Below are 19,611 nucleotides of genomic sequence, written 5' to 3'. Positions count from 1 at the left end.
TGGGGCTTCCCACTTCGGGGGAGGTTTCGGTGAGTTTTGGTATGGTAGTGCGACCGGGCCCAGAACACAGTTTGTGTCTTTGGAGGCGTTCATGGAGAAGGTCGATGTGGTCAATGCCGTTACTTCCGCGCCGGGGCTGCCGGCCAGTCCTTTTGGAGCCACCGGGTCACCCTCGGTCGCAGTGCCAGCCGGGGGGCACCTGGTCGTCGAGACGCTGAGTCTCCAATTGGATGTGACTCCACCGGGGAGCAAACTTGAGGCCTTCGTGAACTACATCTGCGGGGGCGTGAGTGTCACTTTGTTTGTTCCGCTGACCTTTGCGTACGCCCAGAGTTCCAATGGCTATGACTTTTATGTCGCTCTGCAGGCGGTCCGCCTGTACGCCGATCCGGGGACAACGATCTCTGTAACGGCGACCAGTCCGCCGGGTAGCTCAACGGGTACGCTGTTTGTAACGGTGTCGGGCTATCTGGCCTAGCCCAAGTGCTCTACAGATCATTTCAAAAATGAAATGAAAACTTTCACACGCTTTGTGGATGCCTGAAAGGCAGGCGATCTATACGGCAAATGCCCACCCCTGCGCCTCGGTGGCAGGGATGGGCATTCCTTGTTTGAGCTGAATCACTCTACAACTTCCCTACAGCTTCTTTTTCAGGTCGTAAGCCATGTTCTTGTGGGCGGCTACGGCTGTCTTTCCTTTGATGACCGCGGCGCGAAATTTCACGTCTTTGGTGTCTTTTGCTTCGGAGGTAAAGGCGCTTAGCGCTTTTGAGTGATCGGTCACTATCTGGCTCATGTACTCCTTATCGAAGTCATTCCCAGAGAGACCATTGAGCTTATCGAGTTCTTTCTGGTGGTCAGCATCGGGGCCGCTCGGAGGTGTAAGGCCCCACGAATCGGCGAAGGGTTTCATACTTTCGGTCATGTTCGTGTGTTCTTTGACCATCTTGCCGGCGAATGCTTTTACCGCGGGATTTGTGCCCTTCTGGTCCGCCAGCTGGCTGAGAGCGATCTCATTCTGGTCGGACTGCGCGGCGGTCGCGAGGAACTTCTTGTCGTCGTCTGTTGCGGCTTTGGCTTTGGCTGGAATAAGAGTTGCCGCAAGGCCCAGCGTCGCACAACAGATCCACTGCGTGGTGTTTTTCATCGGTTCTCCATGTTGCGGCTTAGCCGCGAGATTCGTTCACGGTGTGAGAGGCCGTTTCAGGCTTCGACGTTGTATATAGATGCGCCGTGGCAAGACGGGACCTTGATGTGTTCAACAAAAATTTTGTGACTCTTTCAGTAACTCATTTCTCTGCAACACTGGCGTTAGCGACTACTAACTTCTCGATGGTGGCAGGATGAAGTTAGCGGATGAGCTTTAGCATGAGTTGCTCGTGAACGAGCTTTTGCGATACGAGCTGACCGCTGGGCCCCATGGTCAGGACTACGACCCAATCGTAGACGTCATCGGGCCAGCGGCCATTGGGGAGGAGTTTATCCGGCGATGCTCCGAAGGCGGTGAGGAGGGCGGGCATGTCGCCGTGACGCCAAGAGATGAGCGGGCAGTGGCCGTGCGGATGAGATCTGAGTTCGGCGACGAGGGCGGCGGAGTCCTTTGAGCTGATGGAGGAGTTGATGGGGAGGTTGGTAGCTTTGCTGAGCGGCTCGAGGGTTAGCCTGGGGCGGATGCTGCTTTTGGAGTCGGCTCCGGCGTAGAGGCTATCGACTTCGATGGGCGGCTGCTGATCCTGAAAGGGCTGGAAGTATTTGATGTAGAGGCGAGCGCGCTCTTCACCCTGGGCGGATAGACCGTTGCCGGTCTCGGGCTTCTCCGAGTGACGGATGATGAGGACCGTGTTGTTGGCGAGATGGTCCTGGAGATGGTCCTGGGGCTGCTGCACCGGCGCCGGCTGGAAGGAGACAGAGCTGAGAGCAGAGATCGCGAGGAGAACTACCGAGAGAGAACGCATGGGAAGTCCTTTTGAACTGCTTCCATTTTATGGCGAGCGAAAGGGCAAAGTTGAATGGTGATGAAAAAGAGGCCGTGCCGGTTGGAGACTCGCCGACACGGCCGTGATGGAAGCTCTCGTTGAAGTTGGGAAGGAACCTTAGTGCTTTGGAGAGTAGCCAAAGATCACGGAGAGGATGACGCTTCTTCCTGGCATAAGGGTTGGGTTGTCGGCGAGGTTGACTCCGTTGGCGAAGCCGGTGGGCGCTCCCGAGGGGAAGGCGGTGGAGGTGGTGGTGGTTGCGTTGAAGGGATCGGTGTACTTGAAGCCGCCGGAGGTGAAGGTCTTGGTGACGAGCGCTCCACCCAGGGTGTCGCTGGTCTGGTTGTGAGAGTCGAAGAGATTGGTGAAGCTCAGCCGAAACTTAGTCTGGTTGAAGCGTGACTCGTTGCGGATGGTGTAGTTGATGTAGGCATCGGTGCCGGAGAAGGCGTCGACGCGCTGCTGGTTGTGGTAGGCACCCTTGTCCTCCCACTGCGAACCGACACGCTTGTTGAAGATGCTGAGATTCCATTGATGATTCTGATAGGTGACGCCTTCGGATTCGGTGTCAGAGGGTGTTCCGGCGACCCACAGACCCGAGGGAGCCTGGACGACGAGCGGATTTAAGGCGGAGCCTGCAGGACTGTTGACCGTGAGGCTGCCTGTGTATTTGGCTGTGCCTCGAGTGGCGTTGAGATAGGCGCTGAGTCCGAGACCGAGGTAGAGGTTGCCTTCGAACTCGACGCCCTGGGTGACGGAGTCGGGCGAGGCAAAGTAGATGGTTTCACCAGTCTGTGCATCGCCCGAGTTATCGACGGTGGAGGAGAAGCCGTTTTGGAAGTGAATGTGATAGTAGTCGGCGTCGAAGGTGACACGCTTCAGCTTGAGTACCGTTCCGGTCTGATAGGTGGTGTTGGTCTGCGGCTTGGGTGGGACGGCGACCTGTCCACCGGCTACGTCGAAGACGCTGGTGGGAGGGATGACACTGCCGGTGGCGTATTGACCGTAGACAGACCAGTTGGGCAGGATGCGATAGTTGCCGTCAACTGAAGGGAGCCAGGAGGTGTAGTTGGCATGGTTGAAGATGAAGGGTTTGCCGCCGATGCTGCCGATCTTGCCGCCATTGTCTGCGTACTGCTTGAATCCCATGGTGTAGTACGCGAACTTGAGACCGGCGGTGACGGTGAGCTTGCGGGTGGCGTGGAATTCGTATTCGCCGTAGGGCTGGAAGGCGTTGGTCTGGTAGGTTTCGTTGAAGTTGGGGAGAACGTCGTCGACTTTGGTGAAGGGATTGGAGGGAGTCTGATGACGATTGGTGTTAGCCCACTCGTACCAGAGGCCGGTGCGGAAGACGCCGTACTTTGAGGTCTGGCTGACGGCGGAGGTTTCGCCGTACTTGCGGTAGCTGTTGTACTTGTCGACGGCGCAGGGGCTGATGCCCTTGGCCACGGTCGAGGTCTGGGCACAGTTGACGGGATTGATCGGTGCACCGCCCTTGGGCTGCTTGGAATAGTACTCGGAGTTGTCGTAGTTGTAGGTGTAGGGTTTGACGTCGACGCGCCAGCCGCGGCCGAGCTCGGAGTCTACGCCGACGTACTCGAAGTCGGTGGGCACATGGTAGTAGTTGTAGAGATAGTAGTTGGCCTGGGTGGTGTCGGTCTTCTGCAAAAGGTAGTTGTCGCCGTGGGTGATGAGTTGTTGACGGGTGGAGGCGAGGTTGGGGGTGTTGGCATCGACCCAGACGACACCGCTGAAGCCGGTGAGGACGGTCTTGGCCGAGAGCTGATATTGATACTTAAGCGAGCCGGCGTTTCGATTTTGGAGGTTCAGGGTCTGGTAGCCGTCGGACGAGGTGTGGTGCACGTCTACGAAGAGATTTGACTTTTTGCTGTCACCGCCGAAGTTGCCGGAGTTGTATGCGCCGTCGAAGAGGAAGGTGTTGAAGGAGCCGTAGGAGACGCCGCCATGGATGTTTTGATTGGTGAAGAGATCCTTCGAGAGAAGGTGGATAGAGCCGCCGAAGGGCGTGGGTCCGATGGTGGAGGCTGAGCCGGGGCTGCGGTCGAAGTCGATGCTGCCGATCCACTGCGAGGGGAAGAAGGCCCAGGAGTGGTGGCTGGGAGTGTTGGTGTCGAAGAAGGGGACGCCGTCGAAGTCGATGTCGAAGTTGCCATCGGGGAAGCCGCGGAAGGTCGTGGTGCTCTGGCCTAGGCCGACGCCGTTCTGGCTCTGGGTGAAGGTGCCGGGGACCATCTGGGTGAGCTCGCCGAAGTCGGCGATGGGCGAGGCGTAGTTCTGAATGTAGGTGGAGGAGATCTCGGTGCGCGCGGAGGTGGCGCTGAGGAGGGCGTCGAGCGGGGCGTGTTGCGCGGCGAGCGAGTTGGAGGCGTTGGCTTCGACGTTGACCTGCTCGGAGACGTTGCCGATGGTGAGCGCGAGGGATAGATCCTGCGACTGGCCCTCTGCAAGCTGCAGGCCGGTTCGTGCGGCGGAGGCAAAGCCTGGCGCCGTGACCTGGACGTTATATTTGCCGGCGGGCAGACCGCTGACGGAGAAGTGACCCTGGCCGTCGGCGGTGGCTTTGTGAGCTTGCGTAGAGGCTTCACTGGTGACGGCGATGAACGCGCCGGAGACTACGTTTCCCTTGGGATCGAGAATTGTGCCGGTGATGGTTGCAGATTGCTGCGCGTAGGAACGCGGGGAGAGCGTGGTTAGAAGAAGAACCAAGGATAGTTTTGCGGCCAAGCGTTTCCAGGAGAGGAATTGGGTGCGTTTCACGTGTTGCCTCCAGTGCAGGTCAAGAATTGAGTTGTCGTTTTGCTGTTGCAATTTGTTCAAGAGGGCGAGACGGCGGTGGGAAGCCCGAGGCGGGAGCGCGTCTCTTCGCGTGCGGCTGCAAGCTCTTTCTGAAACTGCGGGTCGGCGAGCATGTATCCGAACATGAGATAGGCGATGTCGCGTCCGGCGTCGAGGTCGCTGGGGTAGTGAACGCCGCAGACGATGCGGTTGTGGGCGTAGTCCTCGGCGCGCTTCATGATCTGCGCCTGCTTCTCCGGGACGATCTGCATGAGGGTGAAGGCCATGAGGTATCCGGAGATGGTGTGGCCGCTGGGGTAGGAGTTCGGCTCCTTGCTGAGGGCGCAGACGGGTTTGAGCGTGCTGTCGGATTGGAAGGGGCGGGGCCGGGCGAAGGTGTTCTTGAGCGGTTTGGTGACGACGCCTTCGTCGTTGTGAATGTGGCGGGAGAGAGCGGCGGTGAGAGGCAGCTTTTCGGCGGTGAAGTCCTGGCCGAGGGAGTCTTTGAAGATGAAGATGTCCTGCTCCTGATCGTCTGCGCGAGCGGCTGCGATCTGCTGGGCGGTGCGGGTCTGTTCGACGCGGTGGATGAGGGCTAGCTCGGTTTGAGTTGTGGTGGAATCGGGTGCTGGAGGCGGAGCAAGGAGCAGAGCTACGTCGAGCGTGGATGGGGTGGCGAAGTAGGCGGCGTGGGGAGCTTTGCTCGATTGCTGTGGGATAGGATCGGACTGCTGCTTCTGAGCGCCGATGAGCGAAGGCGTCAGAAGGAGCAGGAGCATCCCTGCAGAAGATTTATGTCGCATAATGGAAACCGAGCTTAGGGTCGGTTTGTGAACTTAAGGCTTCTGGCCTGTTACTACAGCGTGAATATGAGGCCTAAATGGCCCGCATTTCCATTTTTTTGTTGATATTAAGGTTTCTTTAAGGCTAATTTCAGCAAACTTTAAGTTCGTAGTTTGGGTGGTTCAACGCGATGCGTGAACGGTGGTTGCAGGGTTAATTTCAGACATGATGGGGAAGCGGATCTGAAAGGCAGAGCCTCTTCCCGGGGTGCTCTCGACGGTGAGATCGGCGCCGTGGGCGTCTGCGATCCATCGGCCGATGGAGAGGCCGAGGCCACTGCCTGCTTTGGATTTTCTCTCGCGGAGATCTGCCTGATAGAAGCGGTCGAAGACGTGTTGGCGCACATCCTCGGACATGCCGACGCCTGTGTCGCGCACGGTTACGATGGCGGCGTTGTCGAGGAGGAGGACCTCGGCGCGGATCTGGCCGTGGGCCGGGGTGTAGCGGATGGCGTTGTCGAGGAGGATGCCGAGTAAGCGCTGGAGCAGGAGCTCGTCGCCCTGGATGAAGGCCGGTTCGGGGGGAAGGTACCAGTCGAGCATGATGTCGCTGGACTCGGCGAGGTCTTCGACGCGCCGGCAGCCGCTGACCAGGAGTTCGCAAAGATCGATCTCCTTGAAGGCGACCTCGTGGATGAAGTTGTCGCTCTGGGCGAGGGCGAGAAGTGCGTCGAGAAGGGTGGAGGCGGTGCGGCACTCTGTGACGATCTTGTCGAGATCTTCGCGGTACTCGTCCTCGGAGCGGCGGCGATGAAGCGAGAGCTGTGCCGTGGCGAGGATGACGGTGATGGAGGTTCTGAGATCATGGGAGGCGTCCGCGGAGAACTGGCTGAGGCGGGAGACGGCGGCGTCCAGTCTGGCGAGGAGCTGGTTCCAGGCGATGGCAAGCTGTTGGATTTCGTCCTTGGCCTTCGGAACTGGAAGCCGCTCGGAGAGATTGCCGATGCCGATGCCTAACGCGGCGCGGGTCATGCGGTCGACGGGTTTGAGGGCGTGGCCGCTGAGGAGGTAGCCGCAGAGAGAGGACAGGATGAGCAGGCCGGGCATCAACAGCAACAGGGCGTTGCGATATTTTTTGAGGATGTCGACCTCTTCCTCGAGCGATCCACCGATGTGAAGACGCACGGGGTGGCCGTCGAGCAGGATGATGTGGCACATCATCATGGCTGGTTGGGGGTCGAGGATGGCAGAGCGAAAGACCGGGTGGGCGCAGTCTTCGCCTTTGGGCAAGGGCCAGTCGGGAGCAATGCTCTTCGAGGGAAAGAGAGGGGTGCCGTCCAGGTTATGGATCGCGAATAGATTTCCTTCGTGGGTGACGAGCGCATAGTTGCGGAGTTCTTCTTCGAGGCTGACGGGATCTTTTCTTGCGTTGTTTTCGCTGAGGAGGCTGAGGAGGCGGTCTTCCCTGCCCTGCAGGTGGGTCTTCTTCGCTTGCAGCAGCGTGTACTGCAGCACGCCGAAGCTCATAAGCCCGAACAAGAGAAGGCCGGTAAAGGTGACCAGGAAGTAAAGGAACATCAACTTCGCACGGACAGAGAGAGCGTGCATGCGGTCAGGTCGCCTCAAACATGTAGCCGGTGCCGTGGACGGTTCGGATGAGAGGCTCGCCATGATCGAGCGGGCTCTCAAGCTTGGCTCTGAGTCCGTGGATGTAGACGTCGAGGGTATTCTCTTTGACCTCGGAGGCGCGTCCCCAACCGGCTTCGATGAGCTGCTCGCGGGAGGTGATGAGGCCGCGGCGCTCCATCAAAAGATTCAGGAGCTCGAACTGTTTGCGCGTGAGGGGAATGTCTTTTCCGTGGCGGGTTGCGAGGCGGCGGCTTGGGTTGAGTGTGACGTCGCCGACGCTGACGATGACCGGTTCGGGCCTGGCGACTCTTCGTGCGATCGCGGTGACTCGTGCCAGCAGGATTTCGAGGATGAAGGGCTTGACGAGGTAGTCGTCGGCACCGAGATCGAACGCGTGCAGGATCTTGGGAACGGCATCGACTGCAGTGAGGACCAATACGGGGGTCTTGCAGTGCTTCATGCGGACTCGGTGCAGAACCTGGAATCCGTCGATGCCGGGAAGCAGGATGTCTAAAAGTGCAGCATCGAAGTTTCCTGCGATTAGTCGGTCGGCGCCCTCCTGACCATCGTGGGTGAGAGTGACTCTGTGACCGTCTTCCGTCAGGGCACGTTCGACAAGGGCCGCAATCCGCTTGTCATCTTCGATGACTAGTACATTCATGAGTGCAGCACTTAGGCTACAACTGGTGGTGGTACTAGAATGTGAACAGATGATTACATAACCAGATTCATCGGGACTCGCGGACGATGCCTGAACTATTAGGGACTACGCCCTCGAAGCGTGATCGTTTTATCTTCATCCCGACCCAAAACAAAACCCTGGATACCGGAGACGACGTCTTTCGAGAAAAAGCTGCTTAGATGGTTAAGAATCAGTTATCCGATGTGCTGCATGGGAGCAGTGAATGAACCGGGTCGAACTGACGTTCGATCTCTTCGAGAGTCTTTCCCTTGGTTTCGGGAAGAAAAAATGCCGCGGTAATGAAATAAACGACTGTGCAGCCCGCCCAAACCAGAAACATCAGGTAGTAGCCATACGTCGAAACCAAAGGAAGGAACACGCCAGCGATGAGAGTGGACACTCCTTGATTGAGGAGCAACGCGATGCCCATTCCCGCAGAGCGGATGCGAGTCGGCATTAGCTCAGATAAGGTAAGCCAGACAACCACACCCGGGCCGATGGAAAAGCAGGCAATAAACAGTGCGAGCCCGAAGGTGATGAACCAACCGGTACGCTCTGCAGGAACATGGCTCAAGAAGGCGCGTTTGATATTCAACTGTTGCGTGGGAAATCGGGGGTCAGGAACTAACGACAGAGTTTCGGCGTAAGTGCTGACCAGGGTTGCCATCCTGTCGCCGGTGCCGTAGGAATAAAGAACCGTCAGAGCCGTTGCGCCCGATTCTTGAGGCGACCAGGTTTTAATATCACTCGAAGGCAATTTCAGACTGTTTTCACGAACCTCCCTTTGCACCTCGGCGGTGATGTCCTGGCGATGAGATTCGAATCCGTAGAAGAAGAAGGCTATTGCCAATAGCGCGAGGACAATACCACCTGTCCCTAGAGTGAGCAAAAACTTTCTGCCCTTCCTGTCGATTAGCGCAATGGCAACAATGGTCATGACACAGTTGAGAAGCTTGACTGCCAGATCCCCTTGCGCGGCATGATTCGCAGACATGCCAGCCTGCTTCAGGATAACGATCAGATAACTGAGAACCGAGTTGATGCCCGTCGCCTGATTACAAGCCAGGATGACACACGCCAGAACGAATGGAACGACATATTTACGTTGCAAGAGTGACCCTGTGTGCGTAGCAGCCTGCGTGTTTTCAAGCGCAAGCTCTTCCATCTCACGCATCTCCCGTTGGGATTCCGCTTCCGATGAGGCACGCCGTAGCGCGATATTCGCCTCTTCTATGCGGCCCTGACGGAAGAGCCAACGCGGGGTTTCGCTCAGGAAGAATGCACCGGCAAAGAAGATAACGCCAGGGTAGATGACCGACAGAAACATCCCGCGCCACGCATGGTCTTCAGCCGCCCGGACCAGCGCGGGATCATTTGCGGCTACATGAATCGCCGCCTCAGCCTGATGGATATAAAACCAGCCGATGAAAGCTGCAGCGAGAATGCCAAAGGTGAGCATGAATTGAAAGACCGCTGATCCCCTGCCCCTGGTGTTTGCGCTCAAACATTCAGCTAGATAAAGCGGAACCACGACAGCAATCACTCCACCGCTAAAACCTTGCAGCAGTCGCCCAAGAAGAAGAGAAACAAAACCATGTGAGAGCACGATGAGACTGACACTCGATACGAATAACAGACCGCTCAGGATAACCATCTTCTTACGGCCAAACCATTCGGCGAAGAATCCGGCGATCAGCGACGAGAGCATGCTGCCACCGAGCACGGCCGCGACGATTGCCGATGTCTGACGGACTGTCAGATCAACAGTCTTGCCCAGATAGAGCAAAGCTGCGGAGATGATACCTATATCGATTCCGTAGAGCAGGCCGCCCAACCCGGCGATACACAGGAGAAATCTATTGTAAAAAATGGGGCTAGTTTTTACTGAAGAAGCTGGGTTCATGGATTCCCTTGAGAGAATTTGGACAGAATCGAAAGGCTTGAGGTAACGACTTGAGTAGAACTCTCTTCCAAAGAACCACCATAACGGACTCTTCGCTAGAGAGCTTTGTTAGACTCACATTCCTTTTTGAAACGACAGCAGGAGTGCCTCTGGGCAGAAATGGCTCGTTGAACATCTTGACGAGAACCAACTGGAGTTGTAGTGTAATCGAAACAAAACGTAATAAAAAGATACAAATCGATTGAGGCTATGGTGAAAGGTTCTGAAGGCACCTCGGACAAGTTCGTTAGCATGGTAAGCGCTACCGCAGAGGTGGATCTGCGTTTGAGCGATTTTCATCCACGTTCCACTTTGAACAGCAAGGTGCATAGGGTGGAACGCGCTCGATTTCCGGTGATCGACTATCACAATCATCTCGACTCCATGAACCCTCATGACGTTCTCTCCATCATGGATCAATGTGGTGTAGAGCATGTAGTCAACATCACCATGCAGGTTGGTCAAAGAGCATTGGATATGATGGACCGATATCATGCCGCTGCTCCAACGCGCTTCTCGACGATTGGATGGATGGATTGGAGCGGTGTAGAACGCAACGATTTTACTCAGGTAACCCTGGACAGGCTGCATCGGATGATCGATCACGGCGCATGCGGAATCAAGTTTTGGAAAGACCTCGGACTAACATTGCGCGACAGTGACGGTATTCTATTGCGCATTGATGATGAACGGTTTTCTCCCATCTTTGACGCGTGCGGGAAGCTCGGTCTCCCTGTGATGTTTCACACCTCTGATCCCACTGCATTCTTCGAGCCGATCGACGCCGAAAATGAACGATACGAAGAGTTAGCTGCACATCCTGACTGGGGGTTTCATCAACTGCCGGTCACGAAACGTGATCTGCTTGAACAGCGTAACCGCGTCATCGCGCGGCATCCTTCTACTACTTTTGTTGGTGCGCATTGCGCGGAAAGCGGGGAAGATCTGGAGTATCTAGCTGAGCAATTGGATGCTCTTCCCAATCTACAGATCGATATCAGCGCCCGCACTCCCGAGCTTGGAAGACAGCCTTATAGCGCGCGCGCATTCTTCCTAAAATATGCAGACCGTATTCTGTTCGGCACAGATCTGCTGCCTGAGCCTGAAATGTATCGCCTCTATTTTCGTTTCCTTGAGACAGCGGATGAGTATTTTGAGTATCCCTCGCATGCCTCCAGACAAGGACGCTGGAACATCTACGGCTTGTTTCTACCGGAGGAGGTTTTGTTGAAGGTCTATCGAGAGAATGCTCTTCGACTACTGCCGCGGCTTCAATAGTCGAAGCCGCTTCCAGTGTCGCAGATTGGTCCGGCAATGCTACAAAGACATTTCAATTCAAAACTCTAATGAATACTGGCAAAAAGCTTTGAGTATGTTTTTAGAAATTTCCACCGCTGTTTTGGGAGAGAAATCGCTCTCTAAGATTTTTGTCTCGGAAAGCCTCTGTACCGCCCGGTGCAAGTGTAGAGAGTGCGCCCGTTACATTACCCATATGTGCCGCTTCATTTACCGATGCGCCGCGGAGATAAGCGCTTAGGAAGCCCGCATTAAAGCTGTCCCCTGCTCCTATTGTATCGACGGGAGTTACAGTAAGCCCCGGGATGTGCTGCCGGATGACTCCATCCTGCGCAAGAGCTCCTTTAGAGCCGCACTTAACGACAACCACGCGAACCCGACGGCCAACGATCTCCAATGCCTCTTCAACGGTGGAGACTCCAGCAATACGGATCAGCTCATCTTGACTGGGAAGAAAAATATCAACAAGATCAAGGATCTCATCGAGCACACCTGCCCACTTATCCTCCGGATCGTCATTTGTATCTAGAGAGATGGTTAAACCAGCTGACTTCAATTTGCGAAGCAAGTCGGCGAGACCGGGTTGCAAGCCACGCTGGAGATACAACGAGGACAGGTGAAAATGGCGGGACGAAAGTAGGTATTCCATCGGAAGGTCCTCTACGGTCATCTCCGCGATGGTCCCCAGGTACGTCAAGATATGACGCTCTTTCCCATGAGGCAGAAGAACGGTCACTCCGGTACCGGAAGATCCGGATTGAACCTGCGACAGATCGACTCCACTTTCGGCCAGCCTGGCAAGCGCCAGCTTCCCAAGATCATCGGGGCCAACGCGTGTCACAAATCCAACTTTTACCCCAAGTGAAGCGAGATTGTGGGCGACAATGGCAGACGAACTTCCAAGGGTTAAGCGGAAGTCCGAGGCCAATAGCTCTCTCTCAACCGGCATTTCCTTAGCTAACCCATAGAGAATAAGATCCAGGTTGATCTCACCTGCAATGGTCACATCGAAGCGCGCTTGCGAAATCGATCCGTCAACAATCATCTCAACCTTATTTACTGCTTTCATAATTAGTTTTTATGTTACTATTCCTTGTGTTTTGTTTCTTTTGTTTTTCTATTTTAGTTTTATCTGGAGGACTGATCCCGTGGGTGCCCTAACAACTTTGCTTGATCTGCCGACCTCCGAACAGGAGTCGCGAGGGCTGATTTTTACGCCGCGCGAGATCGCGCAGCAGCCTGAGACCTGGCGCAAGACAGCGCTGTTCTTCGAGGCACAGCAGGAGCGGTTTCGGACTTTCCTCGAGAAGACGGGAGTAACCGGTCCCCTCGAGAAGCGCCCGATCGTAATGCTTATTGGCGCGGGCACCTCTGACTTCATCGGAGAATCTCTTGCACTCCTGCTCAGGCAGCGCTGGGGTTGTGAAGCAACGGCGGTTGCGAGCACAGATTTGCTGCCTGGTATGTCGGAGTATGTCATCCCCGGACGCCGCTATCTTTGGATCTCATTTTCACGCTCTGGCGACTCTCCCGAGGGGGTCAATGTTCTCGAGCAGGCTCTGGAGATCTATCCCGAGATCTCGCACCTGGTAGTCACCTGCAATCCTAACTCCCGGATGGCAGGACTTGCTGCAAATCATGCCCATGTCTGTACTGCGGTGCTTGACGATGCCGTCAACGACCGCAGCCTGGCCATGACCAGCTCCTTCACCAACATGGTGGTTTTGGGGCACTGCCTGGCGCATGCCTGGAGCTTTGCGGAGTACAAGCCTATTCTCGACGGCATGATCGATGCGGCAAACAAGTTCCTGAGCGATTCTGCTGAGCTTGCGCAAAAGATGGCCCGCCGCCACACACAGCGTATCTGCATGATTGGTTCGGGATCGCTGGCGGCTGTCGCCCGAGAAGCCTCGCTCAAGGTACTGGAAATGTCTGGCGGCCAGGTCAAGACCATGCCACAGACTTCACTGGGGCTTCGTCACGGCCCAATGGCTGCCCTTGATCGTGATACCGATCTGATTTGTTTTCTGTCGTCGGAGCGAACTCGTTTCCGTTACGAAGCTGACCTGCTCCGTGAGATAAAAGCGAAGAACATCACCGCAACGTGTGTCGTTGTAGGTTTGAGATCGTCCGAACGGGAAATTGCTCCTCTTTGCGATACATATCACGCTATCGATGGACTGTTCCCTGACGCCTATCGGCCGCCTGTAGATGTCATCTTCGGACAACTTCTCGGCCTTTATTATTCCATCGCTTTTGGTCTGAGACCAGACGCACCAAGCCCGGCAGGTGTGATCAACCGCGTCGTGAGCGACTTCACGATCTACCGCTAAAGATGTCTTCTATTCTCCAGAATCACCTCAGATTGCGGGAAGATGGAACTCGATCGGGGATTTACTCAGTATGTTCGGCACATCCGCTTGTCTTGCGTGCCGCTGCGGAACAGGCCGTAGCAGATCGAAGTCTTTTGCTAATAGAAGCGACGAGCAATCAGGTTAATCAGATGGGCGGATACACCGGAATGCAGCCTTCCGATTTCCGTCGCTTTGCCGAAACGATTGCAACTGCCGCGCATCTTGAGCCACAGAGACTTGTCCTCGGTGGAGATCACCTCGGGCCGAATCCGTGGCGACATCTGCCAGCATCTGAAGCGATGCAGTACGCAAAAACCATGGTGTCCGCCTATGCCAAGGCCTCTTTTAGCAAAATACATCTAGACGCGAGCATGTCGTGTCTAGATGATCCCGCCATACTCAGTGATGAAGAAGTTGCGCATCGAAGTGCAGCGCTCTGCACCGAAGCAGAGGCAGCGTATGCTGATGAAATAACCAAGCCGGTCTATGTCATCGGAACTGAAGTTCCTACACCTGGCGGGGCTACACATTCGCTCAATAATCTCTCGATAACTCCGCCTAAGTCAGCGTCACGCACTTTATCAATTCATCGACAGGTTTTCATGAAGCATGGTCTGGGAGACGCGTGGAAGCGTGTGATCGCGATGGTCGTGCAACCGGGTGTGGAGTTCGATCATGACAGCGTAGTTCACTATCAACGCTCGAAGGCAAAAGCGCTTGTTGAATGGCGACAACAAGAGAACAGCGACATCGTCTTTGAAGCACACTCAACCGACTATCAGCTCCCACATGCTTACGGTGAGTTAGTACATGACGGATTCGCCATTCTAAAAGTCGGCCCTGCAATGACTTTTGCTTTACGCGAAGCAATGGACGCATTTGCTGCGATCGAGGAGCTGTTGATTGCACCTGAAGAGCAGTCAAAGTTATTGCAGACTCTCGAGCAAACTATGATCGCCAACCCTCAAGAATGGCGCCCTTACTACGAAGGAAGTCCTAGCCAGCAACAACTTCTTCGGCGCTTTAGCTACAGTGACCGGGTTCGGTACTATTGGCACAATCCTGAGGTTGTAGCTTCTGTAAGCCGGCTCATTCGCAATCTCGAAACAACGAAGATTCCTGAGAGCGTTCTCAGTCTTTTCATGCCCGCTCAATATGCGCGTCTACGGCTTGGGCAGATACCCTACGATCCAACATCGCTGATCGTAGACAAGGTCAAGGATGTCCTGCGCGTCTATGCTAAGTCTTGCTCACCAGGTCGCTGAGCCTAACTGGAGAGGCAACTCCACTTTCGATACCACGAACGAAGGTTTCTTCGCTGATCACTTCAGTGAGTCCGGCAATTAGAAATTCAATAGTCCAGGAACGAGTTTGATTGGCCTCAAGCACGGGTGCCACCTTATCGCGGATCGCGTTCTCAAGAGAGCCCCGTGCGGCGACGGTAGGCTCGAGTGCGATTGCAAACTGGCGTCTCTCGGAATCATCTGGCCATCCACCGTAGCAGAGCCACAGACCCAGATAAGGCAGTTGTGCATGATCGAAATGAAGCACAACGCCTCGACCAACTGCAGAGCGAAAGAGGCCACAACGTCCGTACGCCAGTGGCCCCGTATAGAGCATGTCGGCAGTATTAGCGATGGAAGGCAGCGTCACACTTAAATCGATGGGGCCCGATGCATCGTGTGTGATTGGCCAAGAGATCGAATCACCTTGATTGCCCAAGCGATTGCGGGCGGAAGACTCTACCCGTAAGGACGAAACACTCTTCGGTAAGACGATGCGGTCCCCTACGTCAATCGAAAGCAAAGGGTGACACGCATAGAGATACTCGACAGGCTGTGAGCCTAAATTCTGAACTACATAATCAATCCGCAGAGACGTTGGATAAACCTCAAGCCGCTTCGTAAAACGCAGCGGTCGGCTGGTCCCATCAGCTGTGATAGTGACAGAGTGTGCAGTGGCTGGCTCCTGGAGTGTCCACGGAATTGCCCAGAAGTCTCCATGATCGGGTACTTCAAGGTCTGGTATGCCAATTCCCGATCTCGCAACTGTCGGAAGACACTCGTCGATCCCTGAACAGGCCCCATCCTGAAAACTTATGCCTGGAGTCATCCGCTCATAAGGGTTGCGTGGACCGGAATCCACCGACTGGAGCAGGAATTCAAACCCCGCGCCTTGCAGCGACTCGATTCTGCCGCCGCTGCCCGGCAGCAGAACTACTTTTATCGGACCGTTCTCCAAAACAATCCGATCGTTGTCTGTGTTCATGCTGTGTCGCACCAATTCTAGTTCGACCGCGTTACTAGACCTGCGTCGCGATTGCCGAGACCTTTCGCTCCCGCCACTTGCCTCGCGTGAAGTCGGGAAATTCCATCGGTGCACTACCGCGACTCACAGAAGCAATACTAAGCGGAGTTACCGAGGACCATGCAGCGGCATCGTAAACATCCATATCAGGCGGCAGACCCTCGCGGACACACTGGAGCAGGCGATAAAGCATGATGTAATCCATGCCTCCGTGACCTCCAATTTTTTTGGCGATCTCTCCTTCTTTCTTCCAGAGTGGGTGCTCATACTCCTTCCACGAGTCGATTGGTTCCCACGATTCGTCTTTGTTCTGACCGTCGAGATAGATACGTGGAGGATAGTCTTCGAAGATCCCCTTCGTTCCAGCTATGAGATTAATGCGGTCGTACGGATGCGGAGTAGAAACCGTGTGCTTTACCGTAATCGTCAGACCATTAGCTGTCTTGATCAATGACGTGTTCATATCGCCTGTGATGTATTTTTCTGTCATTCGAGGATCGCTCGCCTGCAGGTGCTCTTTACGGTATGCATCCAAGCCGCGCTGAGGAGTGCTCATCGAAACGATATAGCCAAAACGGTCGCCACGCTGAACTCCCATGTAATTCGCCACGGGCCCGAGGCCATGGGTCGGATATAAGTTACCGTCACGTTTGGTATGCTCTGTCCGTCTCCAAAGCCCCTCGCCAGCGTTAGAAAACAACTCTTCTCGAAGATCGTGAAGATAGGCGCCTTCACCATAAAGCAGATCACCAAATTTACCCGCATGCACCATGCGAAGAATCAGCGTCTCGTTGTAGCCATAGCAGCAGTTCTCAAGCATCGTGCAGTGTTTGCGGGTCTCTTCTGATGTTTTAACGATCTTCCAACAGTCCTCGATCGTCGTGACGGCGGGCACTTCCACAGCAACATCCTTGCCGTGTTTCATGGCAGAGACAGCCATCTCTGCGTGCCAATTCCACGGGGTTGCCACCACAACCAGATCCACGTCCTGTCTGCCTAACATCTTTTCGAAAGCGTGCGGGCCATCGGTATATAACTCGGGGCTCTTTTGACCTGATCCCACAACCAACGAAGCGGCGTGTTCGGCCTTCTCTTTTACCACGTCACACAGCGCTACTACTTGAGCATCCGCGGCCAGCAGATTTTCAAGGAGATTCGTTCCGCGTCCGCCTGTGCCGATCATAGCGATCCTTGGATTACGCTTTTCAAAAGGAACGTCGATCATGCTGGCCGATCCGCCCGCTTCTGCCTGTGCCAGGCTTCCAAGGCTTGCACTTACGGCACTGGCTGCGCTTATCTGCACAAATCGGCGTCTAGTCCACGATCCCAATCCGGTAACCTTTTCGTCGAAACTCATGTGAATTCTCCTTGGATTTCAGATCGCAGAGCATTGCCTGAGTTAAATCAATTCGCAAGCAATCGAAATGTTTAATCTTTCACATCAGAGTATTTGAATTAGACATTGAGTGTCAAAGCCATAATATGTCGCCGCAGTGAAGATATATGAAAGATAATGAAGCCTATTCGTGCTAGAATCGGCACACCGCGACACACCAGTAAACCTCTTGGCGTCTGTCGCATTAGAAAATGACTCCGGGAGATCCCGCTTATGGGTGCATCTGTCGACATAATACCGCCGCAGCGTAACGTTGCCGTCGATGCCTATCGCGGTCTTGTCATGCTTTTGATGATGGGCGAAGTAATGCAATTTGAGACAGTTGCCCACTCCTTCCCAAACAGCACCCTATGGCGCATCCTTTCCTTCAATCAGACGCATGTCCAATGGGTAGGGATGGGGCTTCACGACATGATTCAACCATCTTTTACCTTCCTTGTCGGCGTCGCGCTTCCCTATTCTTTGAGAAGCCGCCACCGAAAAGGTGAAACATTTCAGCGGATGGTCGGCCATACGATTTGGCGAAGCTTTCTTTTGGTAGCGCTCGGGATCTTTCTGAGGTCCATCCACAGCGAAATGACGAACTTCACCTTTGAAGACACTCTGACCCAGATCGGTCTTGGATACACCTTTGCATTTCTCCTTACTTTTGTCCGACCTCGCTGGCAGTGGACCGCCTTTGGAGTGATCCTGTTTGGCTACTGGTTGGCATGGGCTCTCTATCCGGCCCCTGGACCGGCCTTCCCTTATGCTTCTGTCGGAGTGCCTGACGACTGGCATCAGCATCTCTTGCACGGATTCGCTTCACATTGGAACAAGAACAGCAACCTTGGTCAGGCCTTTGATCTATGGTTCCTGAATCTGTTTCCGCGGCCAAGTCGGTTCCTCTTCAATGACGGCGGATATCTCACTCTCAGTTTTATTCCTACGCTCGGCACTATGTTGCTCGGCTTGGCCGCGGGCCGTTGGCTGATTGCGGACAAACCGAATGTCCCATTGCGCAAGTTTTTGACCGCAGCTGTCATCCTGATAGCTGCGGGCCTCCTGCTGCACTTCACAGGAATTTGCCCCATTGTCAAAAGAATTTGGACGCCTGCATGGACACTTTTTAGTGGCGGAATGTGCTTCCTTTTTCTTGCCGCGTTTTCATGGATCGTGGACGTCAAGAAACATACGCGTCTTGCATTTCCTCTTGTCGTAATTGGCATGAATTCAATCGCAGCTTATCTAATGGCTCATCTTTTCGAGGATTTCGTTGAGAGCAGCTTCCGCATCAATTTGCGCATGGCGACGCTCAATATCTTCGGCACTGCTCTCGAGCCCGTCACACTTGGGCTCCTTACGCTCGCAGTTTACTGGCTTATACTTCACTGGATGTTCCGGAATAAAATATTTCTTCGCATCTGATCACGAGGGATGCTCAAGCTCTTTTGAAGAAAATGACCTGCCGTGGCCCGGGTTGTCTCCGATATGCTGTACTTATTATTCCGGCTTCGATCTCGCGTAGACTTTGCACTGAGAGCAGCGCGGCATCTTTCAGGAGAGCGGAGTGGGTGAAATGAAGAGAGAAGTAGCTGAAAACCATACAGGCGAGTCGCGCGTAGAGGAGCCTTTGCAGGAAGGAATGATGGCAGAGGAGCGCCGAATGCAGATTCTCCAGATCCTGAGGTCTGAGGGCCGGGCAAAAGTAAACGAACTCGTGCGCCGCTTCAATACCTCGGCGGTCACCATCCGCAGCGATCTCAATGAATTAGATCAACGAGGCCTTGTGCAGCGTTCACACGGCGGCGCGGTCATCCAAGACACTGTATTTCGCGAGTCTCCTGTACACGAACGCATCAAGAGCCAGTCAAAAGAGAAACAACGCATTGGCGCAATGGCGGCTACGCTCGTTCGAGAGGGCGAGACGATCATCCTCGATTCAGGCACCACAACGCTCGAGGTCGCTCGGCATCTCAAGAATATCCCGCATCTTCAGGTCATCACAAACGGAGTGAATATCGCAGCCGAACTTCTTGGTTCACGCAACACCCAGATCATCATGATGGGTGGCACTGTACGTAACGATTCAGCCTCAATCGTTGGTCGGGCTACCGAAGATATGCTTGAACAGTTCTCAGCGGACAAACTATTCCTGTGCGGCGCAGGCTGCGATCCCGACTTCGGCGTGAGCGGCACAAATCTGGAAGAGACAATGGCCAATCGCGCAATGCTGCGTGCGGCACGTGAGATCATCGTGGTCGCCGATGCTAGTAAGTTCAGCAAGCGCAGCATGTCCTTGATAGCCTCATTTTCAGAGGTTGACATGGTTATCAGTGATGTAAGCTTGCTACCTGAACTTCAGGAAAGAATTCGATCTTTTGGTTGCAAACTGATTCTGGTTTAAAAAACGTTGATTAGGTATGCTCTGCGCTGGTGCAGATAGAGTTCTTCTACCCATTTTGCTAAGTT

16 protein-coding genes are annotated in these 19,611 nt (G+C 54.7%); 6 read left to right on the top strand and 10 right to left on the bottom strand.

The features are described from left to right. The first annotated feature begins 91 nt into the window (after positions 1 to 91). Complete coding sequence (locus RBB75_RS14470; protein WP_179637442.1) at positions 92 to 478, top strand: hypothetical protein; 387 nt, start codon at positions 92 to 94, stop codon at positions 476 to 478. A 159-nt stretch (positions 479 to 637) separates the two neighbouring features. Here the strand turns inward: RBB75_RS14470 and RBB75_RS14465 are convergent, their stop codons facing one another. The 7 genes from RBB75_RS14465 to RBB75_RS14435 all read right to left on the bottom strand — a co-directional run bounded on the left by RBB75_RS14465 (position 638) and on the right by RBB75_RS14435 (position 9,768). After that, entirely contained in the window at positions 638 to 1,147 is a 510-nt protein-coding gene (locus RBB75_RS14465; protein ID WP_353068471.1) for a DUF4142 domain-containing protein, read from the bottom strand. Between the two features lie 202 nt (positions 1,148 to 1,349). Beyond that, on the bottom strand, positions 1,350 to 1,955 hold the full coding sequence (locus RBB75_RS14460; protein ID WP_218884494.1) for a hypothetical protein: 606 nt from the start codon (positions 1,953 to 1,955) through the stop codon (positions 1,350 to 1,352). 138 nt (positions 1,956 to 2,093) lie between these two features. Beyond that, positions 2,094 to 4,754 (bottom strand): TonB-dependent receptor, encoded by a 2,661-nt coding sequence (locus RBB75_RS14455; RefSeq protein ID WP_353068470.1) that lies wholly within the window; start codon positions 4,752 to 4,754, stop codon positions 2,094 to 2,096. Between the two features lie 56 nt (positions 4,755 to 4,810). Beyond that, positions 4,811 to 5,551, bottom strand: a complete 741-nt coding sequence (locus tag RBB75_RS14450) for an acid phosphatase (RefSeq protein WP_353068469.1) — start codon at positions 5,549 to 5,551, stop codon at positions 4,811 to 4,813. Between the two features lie 186 nt (positions 5,552 to 5,737). Next, on the bottom strand, positions 5,738 to 7,162 hold the full coding sequence (locus RBB75_RS14445) for an ATP-binding protein (protein ID WP_353068468.1): 1,425 nt from the start codon (positions 7,160 to 7,162) through the stop codon (positions 5,738 to 5,740). Positions 7,163 to 7,166: 4 nt separating this feature from the next. Further along, entirely contained in the window at positions 7,167 to 7,844 is a 678-nt protein-coding gene (locus tag RBB75_RS14440) for a response regulator transcription factor (protein WP_353068467.1), read from the bottom strand. Positions 7,845 to 8,055: 211 nt separating this feature from the next. After that, the gene (locus RBB75_RS14435) at positions 8,056 to 9,768 is read right to left on the bottom strand and encodes an MFS transporter (RefSeq protein ID WP_353068466.1); all 1,713 of its coding nucleotides are present in this window, start codon (positions 9,766 to 9,768) and stop codon (positions 8,056 to 8,058) included. A 249-nt stretch (positions 9,769 to 10,017) separates the two neighbouring features. Between RBB75_RS14435 and RBB75_RS14430 the strand changes: the two genes are divergently transcribed. Beyond that, entirely contained in the window at positions 10,018 to 11,085 is a 1,068-nt protein-coding gene (locus tag RBB75_RS14430; protein ID WP_179637436.1) for an amidohydrolase family protein, read from the top strand. A 100-nt stretch (positions 11,086 to 11,185) separates the two neighbouring features. Here the strand turns inward: RBB75_RS14430 and RBB75_RS14425 are convergent, their stop codons facing one another. Next, on the bottom strand, positions 11,186 to 12,172 hold the full coding sequence (locus tag RBB75_RS14425; RefSeq protein WP_353068465.1) for a carbohydrate kinase family protein: 987 nt from the start codon (positions 12,170 to 12,172) through the stop codon (positions 11,186 to 11,188). Between the two features lie 31 nt (positions 12,173 to 12,203). On the opposite strand from RBB75_RS14425, the gene RBB75_RS14420 reads away from it, so the two are divergent. Then, positions 12,204 to 13,436 (top strand): SIS domain-containing protein, encoded by a 1,233-nt coding sequence (locus RBB75_RS14420; protein ID WP_257030870.1) that lies wholly within the window; start codon positions 12,204 to 12,206, stop codon positions 13,434 to 13,436. A gap of 2 nt (positions 13,437 to 13,438) precedes the next feature. Then, positions 13,439 to 14,722, top strand: a complete 1,284-nt coding sequence (locus tag RBB75_RS14415; RefSeq protein WP_179637435.1) for a D-tagatose-bisphosphate aldolase, class II, non-catalytic subunit — start codon at positions 13,439 to 13,441, stop codon at positions 14,720 to 14,722. On the opposite strand, the gene RBB75_RS14410 is transcribed toward RBB75_RS14415, so the two are convergent. Together RBB75_RS14410 and RBB75_RS14405 are read right to left on the bottom strand one after the other, a co-directional pair. Further along, complete coding sequence (locus tag RBB75_RS14410) at positions 14,697 to 15,725, bottom strand: aldose epimerase (RefSeq protein WP_179637434.1); 1,029 nt, start codon at positions 15,723 to 15,725, stop codon at positions 14,697 to 14,699. The genes RBB75_RS14415 and RBB75_RS14410 overlap by 26 nt on opposite strands. A gap of 34 nt (positions 15,726 to 15,759) precedes the next feature. Then, positions 15,760 to 17,121: a Gfo/Idh/MocA family protein gene (locus tag RBB75_RS14405; RefSeq protein ID WP_179637433.1), complete on the bottom strand. Its 1,362-nt coding sequence runs from the start codon at positions 17,119 to 17,121 to the stop codon at positions 15,760 to 15,762. Positions 17,122 to 17,373: 252 nt separating this feature from the next. On the opposite strand from RBB75_RS14405, the gene RBB75_RS14400 reads away from it, so the two are divergent. Continuing rightward, entirely contained in the window at positions 17,374 to 18,567 is a 1,194-nt protein-coding gene (locus tag RBB75_RS14400; RefSeq protein WP_353068464.1) for an acyltransferase family protein, read from the top strand. Between the two features lie 151 nt (positions 18,568 to 18,718). Beyond that, entirely contained in the window at positions 18,719 to 19,546 is an 828-nt protein-coding gene (locus RBB75_RS14395) for a DeoR/GlpR family DNA-binding transcription regulator (protein WP_257031042.1), read from the top strand. The last annotated feature ends 65 nt before the right edge of the window (positions 19,547 to 19,611 follow it).

The sequence above is a fragment of the Tunturibacter empetritectus genome (assembly GCF_040358985.1).
GTDB classification, from domain to species: Bacteria; Acidobacteriota; Terriglobia; order Terriglobales; family Acidobacteriaceae; genus Edaphobacter; species Edaphobacter empetritectus.
The sequence above is the reverse complement of the archived record's forward strand: the minus strand, read 5'-3'. Positions and strand labels throughout refer to the sequence as shown.